This window comes from Acinetobacter sp. YH12219, assembly GCF_013417875.1.
GTDB lineage: Bacteria > Pseudomonadota > Gammaproteobacteria > Pseudomonadales > Moraxellaceae > Acinetobacter > Acinetobacter amyesii.
The window spans coordinates 91633-108149 of the sequence record NZ_VPDC01000001.1 but is presented as its reverse complement, the minus strand read 5'-3'; the positions used below and the strand labels follow the sequence as shown (position 1 = coordinate 108149).

16 protein-coding genes are annotated in these 16517 nt (G+C 39.6%); 9 read left to right on the top strand and 7 right to left on the bottom strand.

Features of this window, described 5'->3' with window-relative positions:
• Window positions 1-194: 194 nt before the first annotated feature.
• Both gloA and FTV04_RS00490 read right to left on the bottom strand, forming a co-directional pair.
• Window positions 195-596 carry a lactoylglutathione lyase gene (gloA, locus tag FTV04_RS00495; RefSeq protein ID WP_078190168.1) on the bottom strand — a complete coding sequence of 134 codons (402 nt, stop codon included), beginning with the start codon at window positions 594-596 and terminating at the stop codon, window positions 195-197.
• Window positions 597-794: 198 nt separating this feature from the next.
• Window positions 795-2939: an MFS transporter gene (locus FTV04_RS00490; RefSeq protein WP_180088105.1), complete on the bottom strand. Its 2145-nt coding sequence runs from the start codon at window positions 2937-2939 to the stop codon at window positions 795-797.
• A gap of 205 nt (window positions 2940-3144) precedes the next feature.
• Between FTV04_RS00490 and FTV04_RS00485 the strand changes: the two genes are divergently transcribed.
• The gene (locus FTV04_RS00485) at window positions 3145-5793 is read left to right on the top strand and encodes a Lon protease family protein (protein ID WP_373688105.1); all 2649 of its coding nucleotides are present in this window, start codon (window positions 3145-3147) and stop codon (window positions 5791-5793) included.
• Window positions 5794-5975: 182 nt separating this feature from the next.
• Here FTV04_RS00485 and grxD read toward each other — a convergent pair whose 3' ends face one another.
• Window positions 5976-6317, bottom strand: coding sequence for a Grx4 family monothiol glutaredoxin (gene grxD, locus FTV04_RS00480; protein ID WP_067762767.1), 342 nt, complete (start codon window positions 6315-6317; stop codon window positions 5976-5978).
• Between the two features lie 198 nt (window positions 6318-6515).
• Here grxD and FTV04_RS00475 point away from each other — a divergent pair, with 198 nt between their 5' ends.
• A complete protein-coding gene (locus FTV04_RS00475) occupies window positions 6516-7727 on the top strand; it encodes an aspartate aminotransferase family protein (protein ID WP_180022917.1) in 1212 nt (403 codons plus the stop codon).
• A 68-nt stretch (window positions 7728-7795) separates the two neighbouring features.
• On the opposite strand, the gene FTV04_RS00470 is transcribed toward FTV04_RS00475, so the two are convergent.
• From FTV04_RS00470 to surE, 3 genes are all read right to left on the bottom strand, one after another.
• Window positions 7796-8725 carry a LysR family transcriptional regulator gene (locus FTV04_RS00470; protein ID WP_180004878.1) on the bottom strand — a complete coding sequence of 310 codons (930 nt, stop codon included), beginning with the start codon at window positions 8723-8725 and terminating at the stop codon, window positions 7796-7798.
• Between the two features lie 92 nt (window positions 8726-8817).
• Window positions 8818-9648, bottom strand: coding sequence for a peptidoglycan DD-metalloendopeptidase family protein (locus FTV04_RS00465; RefSeq protein WP_180010411.1), 831 nt, complete (start codon window positions 9646-9648; stop codon window positions 8818-8820).
• A 114-nt stretch (window positions 9649-9762) separates the two neighbouring features.
• Window positions 9763-10536 carry a 5'/3'-nucleotidase SurE gene (gene surE / locus FTV04_RS00460; RefSeq protein WP_111884223.1) on the bottom strand — a complete coding sequence of 258 codons (774 nt, stop codon included), beginning with the start codon at window positions 10534-10536 and terminating at the stop codon, window positions 9763-9765.
• Between the two features lie 116 nt (window positions 10537-10652).
• Here surE and FTV04_RS00455 point away from each other — a divergent pair, with 116 nt between their 5' ends.
• The 5 genes from FTV04_RS00455 (at window position 10653) to FTV04_RS00435 (ending at window position 14186) form a co-directional block, all read left to right on the top strand.
• Window positions 10653-11027 carry an MCR_0457 family protein gene (locus tag FTV04_RS00455; protein ID WP_168377836.1) on the top strand — a complete coding sequence of 125 codons (375 nt, stop codon included), beginning with the start codon at window positions 10653-10655 and terminating at the stop codon, window positions 11025-11027.
• Between the two features lie 228 nt (window positions 11028-11255).
• A complete protein-coding gene (locus FTV04_RS00450) occupies window positions 11256-11642 on the top strand; it encodes an MCR_0457 family protein (RefSeq protein ID WP_180088102.1) in 387 nt (128 codons plus the stop codon).
• 118 nt (window positions 11643-11760) lie between these two features.
• Window positions 11761-12909 (top strand): D-alanyl-D-alanine carboxypeptidase PBP5/6, encoded by a 1149-nt coding sequence (dacC, locus tag FTV04_RS00445; RefSeq protein WP_078191838.1) that lies wholly within the window; start codon window positions 11761-11763, stop codon window positions 12907-12909.
• Window positions 12910-13012: 103 nt separating this feature from the next.
• Window positions 13013-13555, top strand: coding sequence for a gamma carbonic anhydrase family protein (locus tag FTV04_RS00440; protein ID WP_180088101.1), 543 nt, complete (start codon window positions 13013-13015; stop codon window positions 13553-13555).
• Between the two features lie 88 nt (window positions 13556-13643).
• Window positions 13644-14186, top strand: a complete 543-nt coding sequence (locus tag FTV04_RS00435; protein WP_078191840.1) for a hypothetical protein — start codon at window positions 13644-13646, stop codon at window positions 14184-14186.
• A gap of 132 nt (window positions 14187-14318) precedes the next feature.
• Here FTV04_RS00435 and FTV04_RS00430 read toward each other — a convergent pair whose 3' ends face one another.
• On the bottom strand, window positions 14319-14705 hold the full coding sequence (locus tag FTV04_RS00430; protein ID WP_180088100.1) for a hypothetical protein: 387 nt from the start codon (window positions 14703-14705) through the stop codon (window positions 14319-14321).
• 181 nt (window positions 14706-14886) lie between these two features.
• Here FTV04_RS00430 and FTV04_RS00425 point away from each other — a divergent pair, with 181 nt between their 5' ends.
• Entirely contained in the window at window positions 14887-15372 is a 486-nt protein-coding gene (locus FTV04_RS00425) for an NUDIX hydrolase (RefSeq protein WP_078190179.1), read from the top strand.
• A 4-nt stretch (window positions 15373-15376) separates the two neighbouring features.
• Entirely contained in the window at window positions 15377-16513 is a 1137-nt protein-coding gene (gene mnmA, locus FTV04_RS00420; RefSeq protein WP_180088099.1) for a tRNA 2-thiouridine(34) synthase MnmA, read from the top strand.
• Window positions 16514-16517 lie beyond the last annotated feature (4 nt).

Genomic DNA, 16517 nt, shown 5'->3' with positions numbered 1-16517 from the left:
AGCTGATCGGCACAAAAATGCCCAATAAGCTAAATTTACCATTGAGTAAATTTCATCTTACTGGGCCATATAAATAAAGCCAGCTTTTCTCCGATATATTCATTATTTTAAACGTTGATAGTGAGCTCAACGCAAAAAAATTTATAAATAAGAATATTCAGCATTACATATGACTTTATATTAATGATTGCACATTAATTATTTCGTGCATTTGAGTCTTGTTGGATCAACTCAATTTTATAGCCATCGGGATCTTCAACAAAGGCAATGACGGTCACACCACCTTTCATTGGTCCTGCTTCACGTACCACGTTTCCGCCACGTGCTTTAATTTCTTCACAAGCCTTGTAGGCATCATCTACTGCAATAGCAATATGGCCATACGCATTTCCCAACTCATAACTATCTGTATCCCAGTTATGCGTTAACTCGAGTACAGTATGATTTTCTTCATCACCATAGCCCACAAATGCCAAAGTAAAACGACCTTCTTCATAATCACGCTTACGAAGCAAAGTCATACCGAGTACTTCAGTATAGAACGCCAATGAACGCTCTAAATTGCCTACACGTAACATGGTATGCAGCATGCGCATAATCGAGTTTCCTAAATCTATCATTATGTTTGAATACTATAGGGATTTAACATACAAAGTTCAATTTAAGTCTAGAACGCATATACCCACTTATTTCAAATATCCTCGCCTTAAATCATAAATTTGCTTAGGCTATTTAACAGCTTAGAATAAAAAAGCCCACTCAAACTGAATAGGCTTTTTTTAAGTTAAATTGAATTATGAACTGGATTTCTGTTCATGTTCTCTCAATAGTTTGGCGACCCAAACCACTAAAATTAAAATCGGAATACCAATTAGAGTTGTCATCAAGAAAAATTTCGGATAACCGATATTGGTCACAATCGTACCAGAATAACCGCCTAAAATTTTAGGGGTTAAGGTCATTAATGAACTGAAGATAGCATATTGAACAGCTGTGAAAGAAACACTGGTTAAACTCGATAAAAATGCGATAAACGCCGCGCCTGCAAGTCCTGACGCCAAATTATCAACAATAATCGCGAAATATAACCACAGCGAACTATAAGGCTTAATGACCTTTCCTTTGATGTCCACATTCTGTTCAGCACTTGCCAAATTAATCGGTTGAATATCAACACCAAGTACACCCGCCATATTGGCTGATGTATTCACTTGATATGTTAAATCGACACTCTTTTTCACTACATCATTTTCTAGCAGTTGAGCCGTTAATGTTTTTTGCTTTGCTGTTTCGAGCGCTTGCCCTGGAATTGCAGCACTAAAAACACCGGTTTTATCAAGCTTCGCGTCGAATGGTTTAGCATCCAAAATAATTTGAATTTTTTGATTTTCTTTTAACTCGCCTGCCAAGTATTGTCCACGGACCACGATACTATTTGCAGTCTCTTGAGCTGAAATCGTGTTATCTGAAGTCACTGGCAACAACATCATTGCTGAGTTTGCAAAAGCATTATTCAGATACGGCAAACTCACCTGTATTGGATGTTGATTCTTAGACTGATAATCCGCACTGACTTTAATATTTTGATCTGCAGCCAAGATTGCTTTTGGAATTTGAACTGCCCAAGCACCCGTATCATCCGGCGTCGCTGTATATTGCTGCCCTGCTACATTGACAGTGACATCACTCAATGGCTGACCTGATTTGACCAGACCGATAAAAATCAAGTTTGTTGAACTTGCTAAAATCGCACCAACAAACATCAATTTCATAATGTTCATGCGCTGCGCTAGCAAACCGCCAAGGAAGCCACCAACCAAGCTAAATATCACACCATAGACTTTTACAGCTTCGGCAATCTGCTCTTTGGTGAAGTTTAAATCTTGATAAAACACATTAGAAATGACGCCGGCGATAATATCGGAAATACGGTAAAAACCAATAAGTAACAACAACACTAAAGCCAGTTTTAGACCATAACGCTTAAAGAAATCTGCAACTGGATTAACCCAAGTTTCAAATGCCATCTGCTTATTTACAGCACCCGATTTCACTAAAACAGAACCGACACCAAAAGCAACCACAGCTGAACCAATAAAGCGTACAGCCTCTAAACAGAACAAGGCGAATGAGTCTGAAATTTGCCACTGCTCTTTCAAGCTTTCAACCGCTACACCTGAATAGATATAACTCAAGACAAAGGCAACCACCGCAGCAAAGAATACAGCGACTAAACGATAATAGTCGGTCCGTTTATAATGCTTTTGTACACGGTCAACTTGCGGCTCACGTATCGATAAAGTTGTGATAATACCGATAACCATCACAGCAGCCATTGCAAGGTAAGTATATTTCCAAGCTTCATAAATATAGTTACCTTTGGCCGTGCCTAAATATGCAGCCAAAAATAACGCCCCTGCACCTGCCACGATCATGCCGATACGATAACCTGCATTATAGGTCGAAGCTAAAACGGTCTGCATTTCAGTTTCTGCCAACTCAATACGATACGCATCAATCACAATGTCTTGCGTTGCGGCAGAAAAACCAAGTAATACGGCTCCAGCAGCCATTTGGTAAATATAGCTTTGCCCTAAAGCTGGGTCTGAAAATGCCATGATACAAATTGCACAGATAATGAGAACCTGAGCGATCAACAACCATGCACGGCGACGTCCGAGTTGTTTGGTTAAAAATGGTACAGGCAACTCATCAATTAAGGGTGCCCAAACAAACTTAAACGAATAGCCAAGTGCAGCCCAACTAAAAAAAGTTACTGCACTTTTATCAATTCCTGCTTCACCTAACCAAAGCGATAAACTGGAAAAGATCAGTAAAATTGGAATACCGGCCGAAAAGCCAAGAAAAAGCATAATCAGCGCACGTCGGTCTAAAAATGCAGTAAAAGCAGATTTCCATCCTGAAGCTTGTGTTGTCATGACTCAGTTATTTTTGTCAAAATCGAATGTTGCTATTCAAGCGCTTAATGACAACGGTTTCAACAACATTTATGAAATCATTGTTTTATTTTATCGATATTTCGCATGCTGTTGCTTGATCTTTGGCATTAAACCTGTATACCTTAATTACATATCTCTATTCTTTAGTTTTTTGGATTCAACAGTGACCCAGCGACTTGAACAAATTCACTCTTCTTTATCAACCACCATTAATGAAACCAACACAAAAAACTTAGCAGAAACAGTAACGACACTAAAGAGCGCTTTTGATCAACCCGAAATACAGAATACTTTAACTAAAACCCAGTTGCAGCCGCTTCAGCTGACGCATACACCTGAACTCAAAAAAATACCAACGTCTACCAAGCGGATCAAACCACTTAATGACTTTTTAGGACAAGATCGTGCCCGAGCTTCGGTCGAGGCTGGCATTGCATTACCCTATTCAGGCTATAACATTTTTGCTGTAGGTACCGCAGGCTTAGGTAAGCGCACCATGATTAAGCGCTTATTACAACAACACGCTAAAAATATGCCAACGCCTTCAGACTGGGTGTATGTCAATAATTTCAAGTTTCCGCGTGAACCGATTGCGCTGAAACTTCCTTCTGGTCAAGCGACAAAATTCCAAACGTTATTACATCAAAGTTGGCAAACTATATTAAAACAGCTTGAACGTCGCTTCACCGCAGAAACCTATCACAATCGCATTGAAATGATTCGCCAACATGCTGGTGATGAACAACATCTTGCTTTAGTTGAATTAACCCGAGAAGGTGAAGAGCTCGATCTTAAACTGATTTCTCAGGATGATGATCATTGTTTCGTTCCCGTGCATTTGGTCGATAACAAATACCAAGAAATGTCCAAAGAAGACATCAATGCACTAAGCAGTAAACAACGAGCTGAAATTGCGTCAAACGTCCGTTATATGGATAAAAAACTTGAACGCCTTGGTCTACATCTTGGTGATCTTGAAGATGACGCACGCGATAAAGTTCAGGTTTTAAACCGTGAAATTGCTAAACAAGTCGTCATGCCGCGTATTGATCTAATTCAAAATAAATTCAGCATGGTTGAAGGCTTGGAAGATTATCTGAAGCAATATGCAGATGACATCATTCAAAATGTTGAGTTTGTGCTTGAGCAAGAAGAAGATGACTTTACACCCGGCCAATTTAACCGCGTGCCATCTCGCTACCAAGCAAACATCATTGCCACACACAAACCTAATGCTGGTGCGCCCGTCATTTTTGAAGATTTCCCTACCCATTACAATTTGTTAGGTCATGTTGAACAACTAACTCAAAACGGTACCATCACCACAGACTTTACCTTAATCCGTCCCGGTGCATTACATAAGGCCAATGGTGGATTCCTCATCTTGGAAGCTGAACAACTTTTAGAACAGCCTTATGCATGGCAAGGTCTAAAACGTGCATTAAAATCAGGACATTTAAAGCTGTCTTCACTTGAACACATGCTCACGCTAACAGGCAGTATTTCGATTGAGCCAGAAGCCATTGATTTAAATATCAAAGTGATCCTGCTTGCTGAACCTGATATTTATTACGATATTTTAGAACTCGAACCTGAACTTGGCAGTGTCTTTAAAATTCGTGCCGATTTTACCGATACATTACAACGTAATGACATTAATGAGCAGGCATATATGCAGCTGATTGCTGACTATGTGCAAACAGATAAACTTCTGCCGTTTGACCGTACGGCTCTCGCAGCACTGTTAACTGATTCAAGTCGTCAAGCTGAAGATCAAAGCTCTTTGTCATTACATGCCCTCACCTTAGGTGATTTGATTCGTGAAGCACATCATCATGCAGCCCTCGCTGGCGATAAAATGGTGACAGAAACACATATCAACACCGCTCTTGATCATCGTAAATACCGTCTAGGCTACTTACGTGAATTGTATTGGCAAGATCTCAGTCGCGGTACACAGTTAATCGAAACCAAAGGTCATCGATTCGGGCAGATCAACGCCCTCTCTGTGATTCAATATGCAGATGTTGAATTTGGTTTACCGTCACGCTTAACGGCTTCGGTTTATCAAGGCGGCGGCGATATTTTAGATATCGAGCGTAGTGTAGAACTTGGTGGTTCTTTACATGCCAAAGGCGTCCTGCTGATGTCGAGTTTCTTAAAGGCACACTTTGGTCGTGAACAAATTTTACATTTTTCTGCTGCCCTTGCCTTTGAGCAAAGCTATGGCCAAGTAGATGGCGACAGCGCAACTGTTGCAGAGCTTTCAGCTCTGATTTCCGCTATTAGCCAATTACCGATCGATCAATCATGGGCAATCACTGGCTCAATGAACCAATTGGGTCAAGTTCAACCGATTGGTGGTGTAAATGCCAAGATTGAAGGCTTCTATGATGCATGTAAATTACAAGGGCTAACAGGCAAGCAAGGTGTGATTATTCCACGCCAAAATATGCAGCACTTAATGTTACGCAAAGATGTGATTGAAGCTGTGCAACAAGGTCAATTCCATATTCACGCCATAGATACCATTGACCAAGCTCTAGAAATTTTGATGGCGCGTCCAGTAGGCACTCTTGATAAAAAAGGTCGTTATAGCAAAGGCTCAATCTACGCTGCTGTCATGGAGCAACTTGAATACTGGCAAGCGATTGAAGATGGTGCTGAGTTTGAGGAAGAAGAGCCAAAGAAAAAGAAAAAAAAGAAGAAGTCAAAAAAGGACAAAGATAAAAAGGCAAAGAAGTCTGAAGCTCAAGACAGTACTGCTAAAAATGGGACTGCTGAAAACGAGCAACGTGTTGAAGAAAGTCCGACTGAAGACAATCCGTCATAAATCTTCGATGAGTTTATTCATTTGTTGATTTTTCCACCACCCTTTGTGCTTTAAATGCGTATGGGGATGGTGGAAAAACGCATAAACCACGACTTTTTTGATAAATGAGTCATAAAAAAAGCGCCTTAAAGGCGCTATTTTTATCTGTATCCAATGATCAAAATCATCAAATACACATCCAATTAAGCTTCAGGAGCTGGGCTATATTGTTCAACTAAAGGTTGTAATTCACCTTTTTGGAACATATCAAGCATAATGTCGCTACCACCGATCAACTCACCATTGATCCATAATTGTGGGAAAGTCGGCCAGTTTGCAATTTGTGGAAGAGTTGCGCGAATATCTTGATTTTCAAGAATATTTACATAAGCAAACGGACGACCAATTTGACTGAGCGCTTCTACTGCACGCGCAGAGAAACCACACTGTGGAAACTGTGGAGTGCCTTTCATGTAAAGTAGAACTGCGTGTTTAGCAATTTGGTCACGAATTAACGCTTCTGTATCGCGTGCTTGTTCAGTCATTGATATATCCTCAATAAATCTGCTTCGCATTATACCCAAAACTGAGTAAAACAATATGACTAAAGCAATATTTCACGTTTTATTTACATTTCAGCTTTTCAAGTGAGTCATATTTTGCTTATATAGACCTCTTGATGCTCATATATATATGGCGTCTCCTCTATATTATTTCAATCACCTGACAAATTAGAGTTAGTCATGAATAACATTACCCTTGCCCCAGTACAAACTGATCAACCATCGCACTTGATGCCAGTATTTGGCCGCCAACCGATCAGCTTTGTCCGAGGTCAAGGTGCTCACCTGTATACCGCAGATGGCACAGAATACTTAGACGCACTGACAGGGATAGCTGTTTGTGGTTTAGGTCACTCACATCCTGCAATTACAGCTGCAATTGCTGAACAGGCAGCGACCCTCATTCATACCAGTAACTTATTTGAAGTGCCTTGGCAAACGGCTGCTGCGCAAAAATTAGCTGAAGTTGCGGGTATGGAAGAAGTTTTCTTCTCAAATAGTGGTGCAGAATCAAATGAAGGTGCAATCAAAATTGCACGTAAATTTGGTCATATGCAAGGTGTTGCAAGCCCTAAAATTATTGTTGCTGATCATTCATTCCATGGTCGTACCATGGCAACGTTATCTGCGACAGGCAACAAAAAAGTTCAAGAAGGCTTTGGCCCATTGGTTGAAGGTTTTATTCGTGTACCTTTTGGTGATATCGAAGCAATTGAAGAAGCTGCAATTCACCACCCTGACATCGTAGCGATTTTGGTTGAGCCGATCCAAGGTGAAGGTGGTGTAAATACTGCACCTCAAGGTTTTAGCTATTTAGAAGATATTCGTCGTATCTGTAACCAACACAACTGGTTAATGATGCTTGATGAAGTGCAAACAGGTAACGGCCGTACTGGTAAATACTTTGCATATCAACATACCAATATTATTCCTGACGTGCTAACTACAGCAAAAGGTCTAGGCAATGGCTTCCCTATCGGCGCAGTCATGACTCAAGGTCGTGGTGTTGGGGTTTTAACAGCGGGTAACCACGGTTCAACTTATAGCGGTACTGCATTAGGTTCACGTGTGGTTTATACCGTGATTGATACCATTCAAAAGGAAAACCTTGTTGAAAATGCTGCAAATATGGGTGCGTATCTTGTTGAGCAATTCACAGAGCAACTTGCAGAGCAAAACGTAACTGTTCGTGGTTTTGGTTTAATGGTCGGCATTGAATTACCAAAAGCATGTGGCGAACTTGTGAATATTGCACGTGATGAGCATCACTTGATTATTAACGTAACAGCAGGCTCTGTGATTCGTTTATTACCTACGCTGAACATCAATAAAAAACAAGCGGATATCTTGATTGAACGCATTGTTAAAATGGTGAAAAACTTTCTAGCGTAATTTGTGCCGAAAGTAAAAAAAGCCGCTGATTGCGGCTTTTTTTATATCTTTTTAAACCTTTTTTGTTTTTATGAGGCTTCTTGGTATACACGTCCGCCTGGTAATTGACTGAAATACAATTTTAATGCATCTAGGCAACGATGAATTTTAGTAGGCTGTTGATCACGTTTAGACATCACCGCATATAGAGTAAATGATGGTAAACGCCATTCTGGTAAAACTTCAACAAGAGAACCGTTTAATAAGTCTTTTTGCGTATCTAGATATAATATTCTTGCAATGCCATGTCCTTGTTGACACATTGCTTTTGCAGCAAATACATTATTTGTTGTAAATCGGGAGTGCACATCCAATGCAACCTGCTCTTTAGTCACTGCATTTTCAAATGCAAAATGCTGAAAGTTTTTAACCAAATTTATTTGAACCATATCATGATTTTGTAAATCTTCTGGTCGTGTAATTAAACTGGTTTGGTTGATATAGCTTGGTGCTGCAACGAGAACTTGTTCAACATGTGCCAATGGCACCACATGAAACTGTTGATCATCAATTTTTGAACTCATGCGTAGCGCAATATCAATGCGGCCATCAATTAAGTCGATATATTGATTATCTGCTTCTAGATGAACGGATAAACCGCGATGTGCCGACATCCAATGTGACAATGCAGGAATCACATGATTCGCACAAATTTCTGGTGTCGATGCAATACGTAATTCACCGACTAAGTCGTCACGAAGTTCATTGATACGAATTTTGCCGCGCTCTGCGGCAGATAGCATCTCTTGGCAACTATGAAAAAAAGCTTGTCCAGCTTCTGTCAAACTTAACTTACGTGTTGAACGATGTAAAAGAATGACTTCCATATCCTGCTCTAGTGAGCGGATTTGCTGACTCACGGCACTCGTGGTAATACCTAACTCACGAGCAGCACCGCTAAACGAATTTTTTTCCACAACGCAAGCAAAGACACCCATTGCTCGAAGTTGATCTAACATAAATTTCCCTCATAAACTTATGAGAAGCTTCATCTTTCGATAAAAGCAACTCATTGTATTATACGGGGATATTTTGCTTTTGCATTATATATTTAATTATTTGGTAAAACTGCAGTTGGATTGATTGGTTTACCATCTAAACGCACTTGGAACTCAAGCATCGTGCGGTTGGTACCTGATGAACCCATCTCACCAATTTGCTGCCCTGCTTTCACAGTATCGCCACTTTTGACATTCATTTTACTGTTATGTGCATATGCGGTGATATAGCCATTAATATGCTTGACCAAAATTAAATTGCCGTACTCTTTAAGACCATCGGCGGCATAGACCACTTGACCATCAGCTGCTGCAAAAATAGGATCACCTGTATTACCTGCGTAACGTGTTCCTTTCACATTTGATGCTAAATTATAGCCTTGTAATACCGTAGGACGCGATACTGGACTCACCCAACGTAAACTTGAAGAACTGACCACAGGCGTTGGAACTGTAGTTCGCGTCACTGTCGATGGAGTGGTTGAAGCTTGAGTCACGGGCGCTGTTTGCGTTGGCATTGCAATCGTTTGGCGTTGAATTGGTGCCGCTTGAGTCATGGCTTGTGTAGACGTCGTACGACGAGAGCCACTATTTTTAAGGCGAATGGATTGTCCAACATAGATGCGATAAGGCTGGGCAATATCGTTCATTTCTGCGATGCTGACATAGCTCAAGCCATAGCGAGCTGCAATGCCACTTAAAGTATCTCCCGAACGAACTGTATAATAATCCGGAGCAGTCGCATAACGGGTCGCATTATTAATTTGTGGTTTTGACGCACAGCCAGTCATGACCAAAGTTGTAACCACAGCAGCAGATAAAACAAGGGTCTTAAATAATGCTGCAGGAGCGGTAATAACGCGATATTGTGACACCAGGGACATCATCTTCCTCACTAATAATTCAAATATAGTCATTATGAATGGGCTAAGATTAGCAAAAATCCACTCTAAAAAAGTTGCGGCATAACCATTTTCACAAAGTTATAACACTAATACTTAAATTTTAGATAACTCTGCGTGTAAGTTATTCAAAATCTCATAGTTTGTAGCATCCATTTGTATAGGCGTTACACTGACATAACCATTTGCCACGGCAAAGAAATCTGACTCGATATCGGTTAAGCCTTTTTTAGGCTCTGCCACAGCCTCACCTGCCAAGCCAATCCAATAGACTTGACGACCACGCGGGTCTACATGACTGGTAATCGGTTTGGACTGTAAACGTCGCCCTTGATAGGTCACTTTAGTGCCTTGAAGTTCAGCGACATCTGGAATATTGATATTAAAAATATGTCGTGCAGGTAGCGCAGGTAAGCCATTGGCAATAAAGTCATGCACCCATTGTGCAGCTACGGCATAATCTTCAGGGTTGTTATAACTACGCACATTCGGCCCAGCCAAAGACACGGCTAGCGCAGGTTGTTTCATTAGACGACCTTCAAATGCGGCACCGACCGTCCCTGAATACAGCACATCATCACCCAGATTTGCGCCGCTATTGATCCCACTCACCACCAAATCAAATTCAAAATCGAACAGACCATTCATTGATAAATACACACAGTCCGCAGGTGTGCCATTTACCGCCCACATATTTGGTGCAATTTCGACAGGTCGTAATGGTCGATCTAAAGTCAGTGCACTTGAAAAACCACTGCGTTCACTTTCAGGTGCAACAATCACCACACGACCGAGAGGACGCAATGCATGTGCTAAAGCTTGGATACCGGGAGCAAAAACGCCATCATCATTGGCAATTAATATATTCACAACTAAATTTCCATTACTAAAAAATTAAAAATGACTCGCAAGAACATTTTATTGAAATATATGAATAATTATATATATTTACACTTCAACATCCAGCATAAATGTGTGTGTACAAAATGAATAAAACCGTAGCACTTCGTGGTTTATTGGGCTTTGCTCTAGCAGCTTGCATGACTCAAACTGTGGTCGCAGACAATGACTTCACTCAAGAAGAAGCCAATACCATCGTAAAAGAAGACATTGCATCTGCACAAGTCATGTTAGAAGTATGCCCTGCGATTATTGGTCAAAATGCAAAATTTGATGCCAACATTCAAGCACTCACTAAAACATATCTTGCTGATTATTCTGATAAATCAATGACTTTAGAAAAACTACAGTCTGACAGCGAATATAAATCAGTTCTTGAAGAAGCACGTCAAGCTGCTAAAGAAACTGATAAAGCTGAACAAAAATCAGTTTGTGATGACGTTTTAAATTATGAAGGTTAATTGATCATTCAGATTTGGACGCCCTCTCAATAGGTTAGTCCTTATTGCATCAAACCTGCCAAAAAAAGGATGAAGCCTTATAGCCTCATCCTTTTTTCTTTCACAATGTATTGATTTTTAAACAGCTTCAATACAATTTTCTACTGATCTCTACCAGAAATACGATTAAGCTAAGCAAATAAATTTTAGCTATTTGATATCTTTTAGGTTATTTAACAGGTTATTTAAATGAAAAACTCCTTTGTAAAATCTCTTTGTGCCCTTAGTCTTTCTGCTTTTGCTTTCACTACCTTGTCTGCACATGCCGCAGATGAAAAAATTGAAGTTACCCCTACACCTCAAGTGACTACTCAAGAACTTGCAGCTATCTATGTACTATCTGAAGTCTGCCCAAAACTGGTGAATGACAAAGATCAACCAAAGTTTGAAGCGGGTTATGCAAAATTAGCTAAAGAATATATGCCGAATGAAAAGAACCCAGTAAATGCTTTACAGCAACTCAGCAAACAAAAAAGTTTTAAAGACGCTTTAAAAGAAGCGCAGTCTGATGCGAAGAAAGCTGGCGATAAGAAAAATGGTGCGATTTGCAAAGAATTGACTGCTTACAGCAAATAATACCAATTGGTTACAATACTTTTAAAATAAGCGCTTGCACCCCATAGCAGTCCGCCTAGCTTTGTCCTAAAATGCTAGGCTCTTTGTGCTTATACCTAAGTTATTGGAACCACCCAGAATGACCCGAAAAACCGCCCTTGCCGCATTACTACTTGCACCTAGTTTTTCATTCGCGGCAACTGTCCTTTCTGCACCACCTGAATTAAATAATAAATCTTATGTGCTGATGGACTATGAGACAGGGCAAATCCTTGCTTCTAAAAATGAAAACGAAAAATTAGCTCCTGCTTCAATGACAAAAATGATGACCAGTTACATCATTGAGCAAAAGTTATTAAGCGGTGAACTAACTGAAAATGAAAAAGTACGTATGAATGAGTCGGCTTGGTGTCGCGGCAGCAGCACTGAGTCATGTATGTACGTTCCGCTCAACGGTACTGCAACTGCATTAGAAATGTTACGTGGCATTATCATTCAGTCGGGTAATGACGCTTCTAAAGCTATGGCAGAACATATTGCTGGCAATGAAGGCACCTTTGCCCACATGATGAACCAAGAAGCGAAACGTATTGGCATGGTGAATACTCAATTCATCAATGCGACAGGTATGCCAGCTGAAGGTCATTTCTCGACTGCCAAAGATATGGCGACTCTTGCGCAACATATCATTCATGACAGTTCAAAATACTATCCGATCTACTCTGAAAAAGAATTTACGTTCAATGGCATTAAGCAAGGCAACCGTAATGCCCTGCTTTATACTGACCCAAGTGTAGATGGTTTAAAAACTGGTCATACTGAAGAAGCTGGCTACTGCTTAACGACTTCAGCTAAACGTGGTCCTTTACGTTTAATTTCAGTGATCTTTGGTGCGCCAAGCATGAACGAACGTGCATCTCAAACACGTGAAATTTTAGCTTGGGGTTATGCAAACTTTGAAACTGTAAAAGTTCAACCTGCTAAACAAGTGCTTGCAAAAGCAAAAGTTTGGTACGGTAAAGACAATGAAGTTCAAGTAGGTCTAGCTGAAAACTTTAACGTGACGATGCCTAAAGGCGAAGCGAACGCCATTAAAACTCAATTGGTTGTTCAACCTAAATTGACTGCTCCTTTAAAACAAGGTCAAGTGGTTGGTAAATACGTTGCAACGCTTAATGGCAAAGTCATTGCTGAAAAACCACTTGTCGCTCTACAAAATGTCGAAGAAGCTGGTTTCTTTGCAAAAATGATTGATCACATCAAACAATTCTTTAGTAACTTATTCTAAATTTGATGAAAACTCGATATTAAGACTAAAGTGAAAGCATCTAGATTTCGGTCTAGGTGCTTTTTTATTTTATACTGCCTAAAAACCTGTAGATGACTTTCCTATGAGCCAAAACATTCGCCCTTATTTAGACACAGCTCCACACATTGATGACTCTTGTTATATTGATGAAATGTCCGTTGTAATTGGCGATGTTGTATTGGCTGAAAATGTCTCGATATGGCCATTTGCTGTGATTCGTGGTGATGTAAACCACATTCGTATTGGTAAAAATTCTAATGTGCAAGATCACTCAATGTTGCATGTGAGTCATAAAAAAGCCGATAAGCCTGAAGGTTCTCCACTGATTATTGGTGAAGATGTGACGATTGGTCATCACGTGAAATTACACGGTTGTACCATTGGTAATCGTGTTTTAATCGGTATAGGTACGATTATTTTAGATGATGTAATTGTTGAAGATGATGTGATGATAGGCGCTGGTTCACTTGTTCCACCAAATAAGGTTTTGGAAAGTGGTTATTTATATGTCGGTAGTCCCGTTAAGAAAGTTCGACCACTGACGGATAAAGAAAAAGCGTTCTTGCCCTATTCAGCACAAAATTATGTGAAGGTGTCGAATAATTATCTTGATCAAAATAAATAATATACGCATTCGTTTTTAGTTTTAACAGTTCCAGCTTATGTCTAAATGCTTCATTGACAGACAAATTCAAATACAGAGTAACTCTTTAATGTTGATTAAACCTTATACTTTATTAATTACTAGAATATTTTTTGCAGGCGTAATTTTAACCTCTACAACTGCTTTTGCGAATTCAACGCAGTGTAAAGATGATTATGAAAAAATCATTGCCAAAGAAATTAAAGATATCGGCACAGCCTTGAATAAGGGTAATTATGCATTAATCACCGAAAAAACAGATTCATCTATTATCAATTATGCAGGTGGTAAAGATAAATATAATGCCATATTAGAACTTGCTGCAAACTCCTTTAAACAAAATAAAATATATGTCTCTCAAGTTGACACTCATCCTCCAAAACAAAGTTATATCATTGGTAGAAATGAGTTTTGTGCCGTACCTAAACAAGTCACGATTTCTATGAATGGTCGAAAAATGACAGGTGATCTTTCCTTCATGCTTGCAGTACGTCCAATTGAAAGTAAGGAGTGGAAATACATTGATGGTGCGGGTCTTCAAAAGAATCCTGATATGATTTACACGCTATTCCCTGATTTTCCTCGTGATAACAAGACTCCCTTCATTGAATAAAGATTTTAATATTTAACATGACTGCTTTTTAAAGCAAGTATTTTAAAAAGCTGTAATGTTAAATCTATAACAATTCGGTCAGTACTGGACAAAAATATAATTTAACTAAATAATTAAACAATACACTTTTATTTAACAATTTTTCTTACTATAAACAAAAGAAAATAAAACTGTATCATTCATATCATATGTAATTGACTCCACAGAATAATCCCAACCAAATGTTTCCAATAAAGATTTGCAAATAACATTCTTTACAGAATCTGGTTTTGCATACTCTTCTAACAAATATATTTTATCTTTTGGAAATGTATAATTATCCATCTGATATATTAATTTAATAGTTGCACCATCTCTGTATATATCTTTCCAAACTGTATATGCATTATTTTTCTTTGGCAGCGTTTGTTTAACGTCGAGAATTGCATCATCTACAAGCAACAAATTTTCATCAGCACCGCTTTTTGCCGTACAACTAACCATTAACATAACAAATATAAATAAACTTAATATTTTCATCTAATTCTCAAAATAATTTTCAGTGTGAAGATATGTACAATGGATTTATCTTACAAGATTCCTCCACGTTCTTCTTACTTCAATATTGAAACGCATCTCAAGGAAATTAAGAAAAAAATCAATCATAGCCACCGCTCCCTAAATTTTGTAGAATAGCGTTTTTACCCCATGGTGCTTTTCTATGACCGCTTGGACTGCTCACGTCACTGTTGCGACAGTCGTTGAAAAAGACGGAAAATTCCTATTTGTTGAAGAACATACAGAAGGTGTTACCCATACTGTATTTAATCAACCTGCAGGTCATGTCGAAGCTGGCGAAACCATTATTGAAGCAGCCATTCGAGAAACCATGGAAGAAACAGGTCACGATGTAGAAATCACGAACCTCCTAGGCATGTATACTTATACTCCTCCGATGTTCCCTGATCGTACTTATTTCCGTTTCTGTTTCTTAGCTAAAGACATTCAGCACCATGCCGATGCACAATTAGACACAGGTATTGTCGGTGCAGTATGGATGACGCTTGATGAACTCATTGAGTCTGCCCGTGCGCGCAGTCCATTAGTCATTAAGGCAGTGCAAGATGCTCTTTCAGGTCAAAAATTTCCTTTATCGCTCATTTACGAGCACCAAAATTCTCCCTTAATTTCAAATTTGGATGCTTAATCCTATGCAACAACGTGTCATCGTCGGTATGTCTGGTGGTGTAGATTCTTCTGTATCTGCAGCACTTTTACTTCAACAAGGTTATCAAGTTGAAGGTCTTTTCATGAAAAACTGGGAAGAAGATGACGGCACGGAATACTGTACGGCAATGGAAGATCTTGCCGATGCTCAAGCCGTTTGTGACAAAATTGGTATCAAACTTCATACTGCAAACTTTGCAATGGAATATTGGGACCGTGTCTTTGAGCATTTCTTAGAAGAATATGCCGCAGGTCGTACACCAAACCCAGATATTCTCTGCAATAAAGAAATTAAATTCCGTGCATTTCTAGACCATGCTGTGAACTTAGGAGCTGACTTTATTGCGACAGGCCACTATTGCCGTCGTGGTGAAACGCTAAAAAATTCACGTGGTGAAGAGTATGCCCCTCTACTACGTGGCCTAGACAACAATAAAGACCAAACCTATTTCCTACATGCAGTGCATGGTCGCGAAATTAACAAGACTTTATTCCCTGTAGGTGAAATTGAAAAACCACAAGTGCGTAAAATCGCTGAAGAATTAGGTCTAATCACCGCGAAGAAAAAAGATTCAACAGGAATCTGCTTTATTGGTGAACGTCGATTTAATGACTTCTTAAAGCAATATTTACCTGCTCAACCCGGAAAAATCGTCCTTGACACAGGTAAAGAGGTTGGTGAACATCACGGCTTAATGTACTATACGCTCGGCCAACGTGGTGGCATCGGTCTTGGTGGTCTAAAAGGTGCTGAAGAAGGCGCTTGGTTTGTACTGCATAAAGATATCGAAGGTAATCGCCTAGTCGTTGGTCAAGGTCATGAACATCCACTCATGCAAAGCACCATTTTATGGTCTGAAGCGATTGATTGGGTGGCTGGTGAACAAGAGATTCCTGAAACAGGCTTCCGCTGCACAGCGAAAACTCGTTATCGTCAGCCTGACCAAGACTGTACATTATTTAAAGACTCTACAGCGCCAAATGGTGTGCGTGTCGAGTTCGATGAGCCACAACGTGCTGTTACACCGGGTCAAAGTGTGGTGTTCTACACCGGTGAAGTTTGTTTAGGTGGCGGTGTGATTCATCATACCAATGCGCCTAAACCGGATTTTATTGTATAAGGAT

Coding starts and splice junctions, on each gene's coding strand:
- FTV04_RS00425 (WP_078190179.1), top strand. CDS start 14,887: ATGACCGCTTGGACTGCTCACGTCACTGTTGCGACAGTCGTTGAAAAA.
- dacC (WP_078191838.1), top strand. CDS start 11,761: ATGACCCGAAAAACCGCCCTTGCCGCATTACTACTTGCACCTAGTTTT.
- FTV04_RS00430 (WP_180088100.1), bottom strand. CDS start 14,705: ATGAAAATATTAAGTTTATTTATATTTGTTATGTTAATGGTTAGTTGT.
- FTV04_RS00440 (WP_180088101.1), top strand. CDS start 13,013: ATGAGCCAAAACATTCGCCCTTATTTAGACACAGCTCCACACATTGAT.
- FTV04_RS00450 (WP_180088102.1), top strand. CDS start 11,256: ATGAAAAACTCCTTTGTAAAATCTCTTTGTGCCCTTAGTCTTTCTGCT.
- FTV04_RS00435 (WP_078191840.1), top strand. CDS start 13,644: ATGTTGATTAAACCTTATACTTTATTAATTACTAGAATATTTTTTGCA.
- mnmA (WP_180088099.1), top strand. CDS start 15,377: ATGCAACAACGTGTCATCGTCGGTATGTCTGGTGGTGTAGATTCTTCT.
- FTV04_RS00455 (WP_168377836.1), top strand. CDS start 10,653: ATGAATAAAACCGTAGCACTTCGTGGTTTATTGGGCTTTGCTCTAGCA.
- FTV04_RS00490 (WP_180088105.1), bottom strand. CDS start 2,939: ATGACAACACAAGCTTCAGGATGGAAATCTGCTTTTACTGCATTTTTA.
- gloA (WP_078190168.1), bottom strand. CDS start 596: ATGCGCATGCTGCATACCATGTTACGTGTAGGCAATTTAGAGCGTTCA.
- FTV04_RS00475 (WP_180022917.1), top strand. CDS start 6,516: ATGAATAACATTACCCTTGCCCCAGTACAAACTGATCAACCATCGCAC.
- FTV04_RS00465 (WP_180010411.1), bottom strand. CDS start 9,648: ATGTCCCTGGTGTCACAATATCGCGTTATTACCGCTCCTGCAGCATTA.
- FTV04_RS00470 (WP_180004878.1), bottom strand. CDS start 8,725: ATGTTAGATCAACTTCGAGCAATGGGTGTCTTTGCTTGCGTTGTGGAA.
- grxD (WP_067762767.1), bottom strand. CDS start 6,317: ATGACTGAACAAGCACGCGATACAGAAGCGTTAATTCGTGACCAAATT.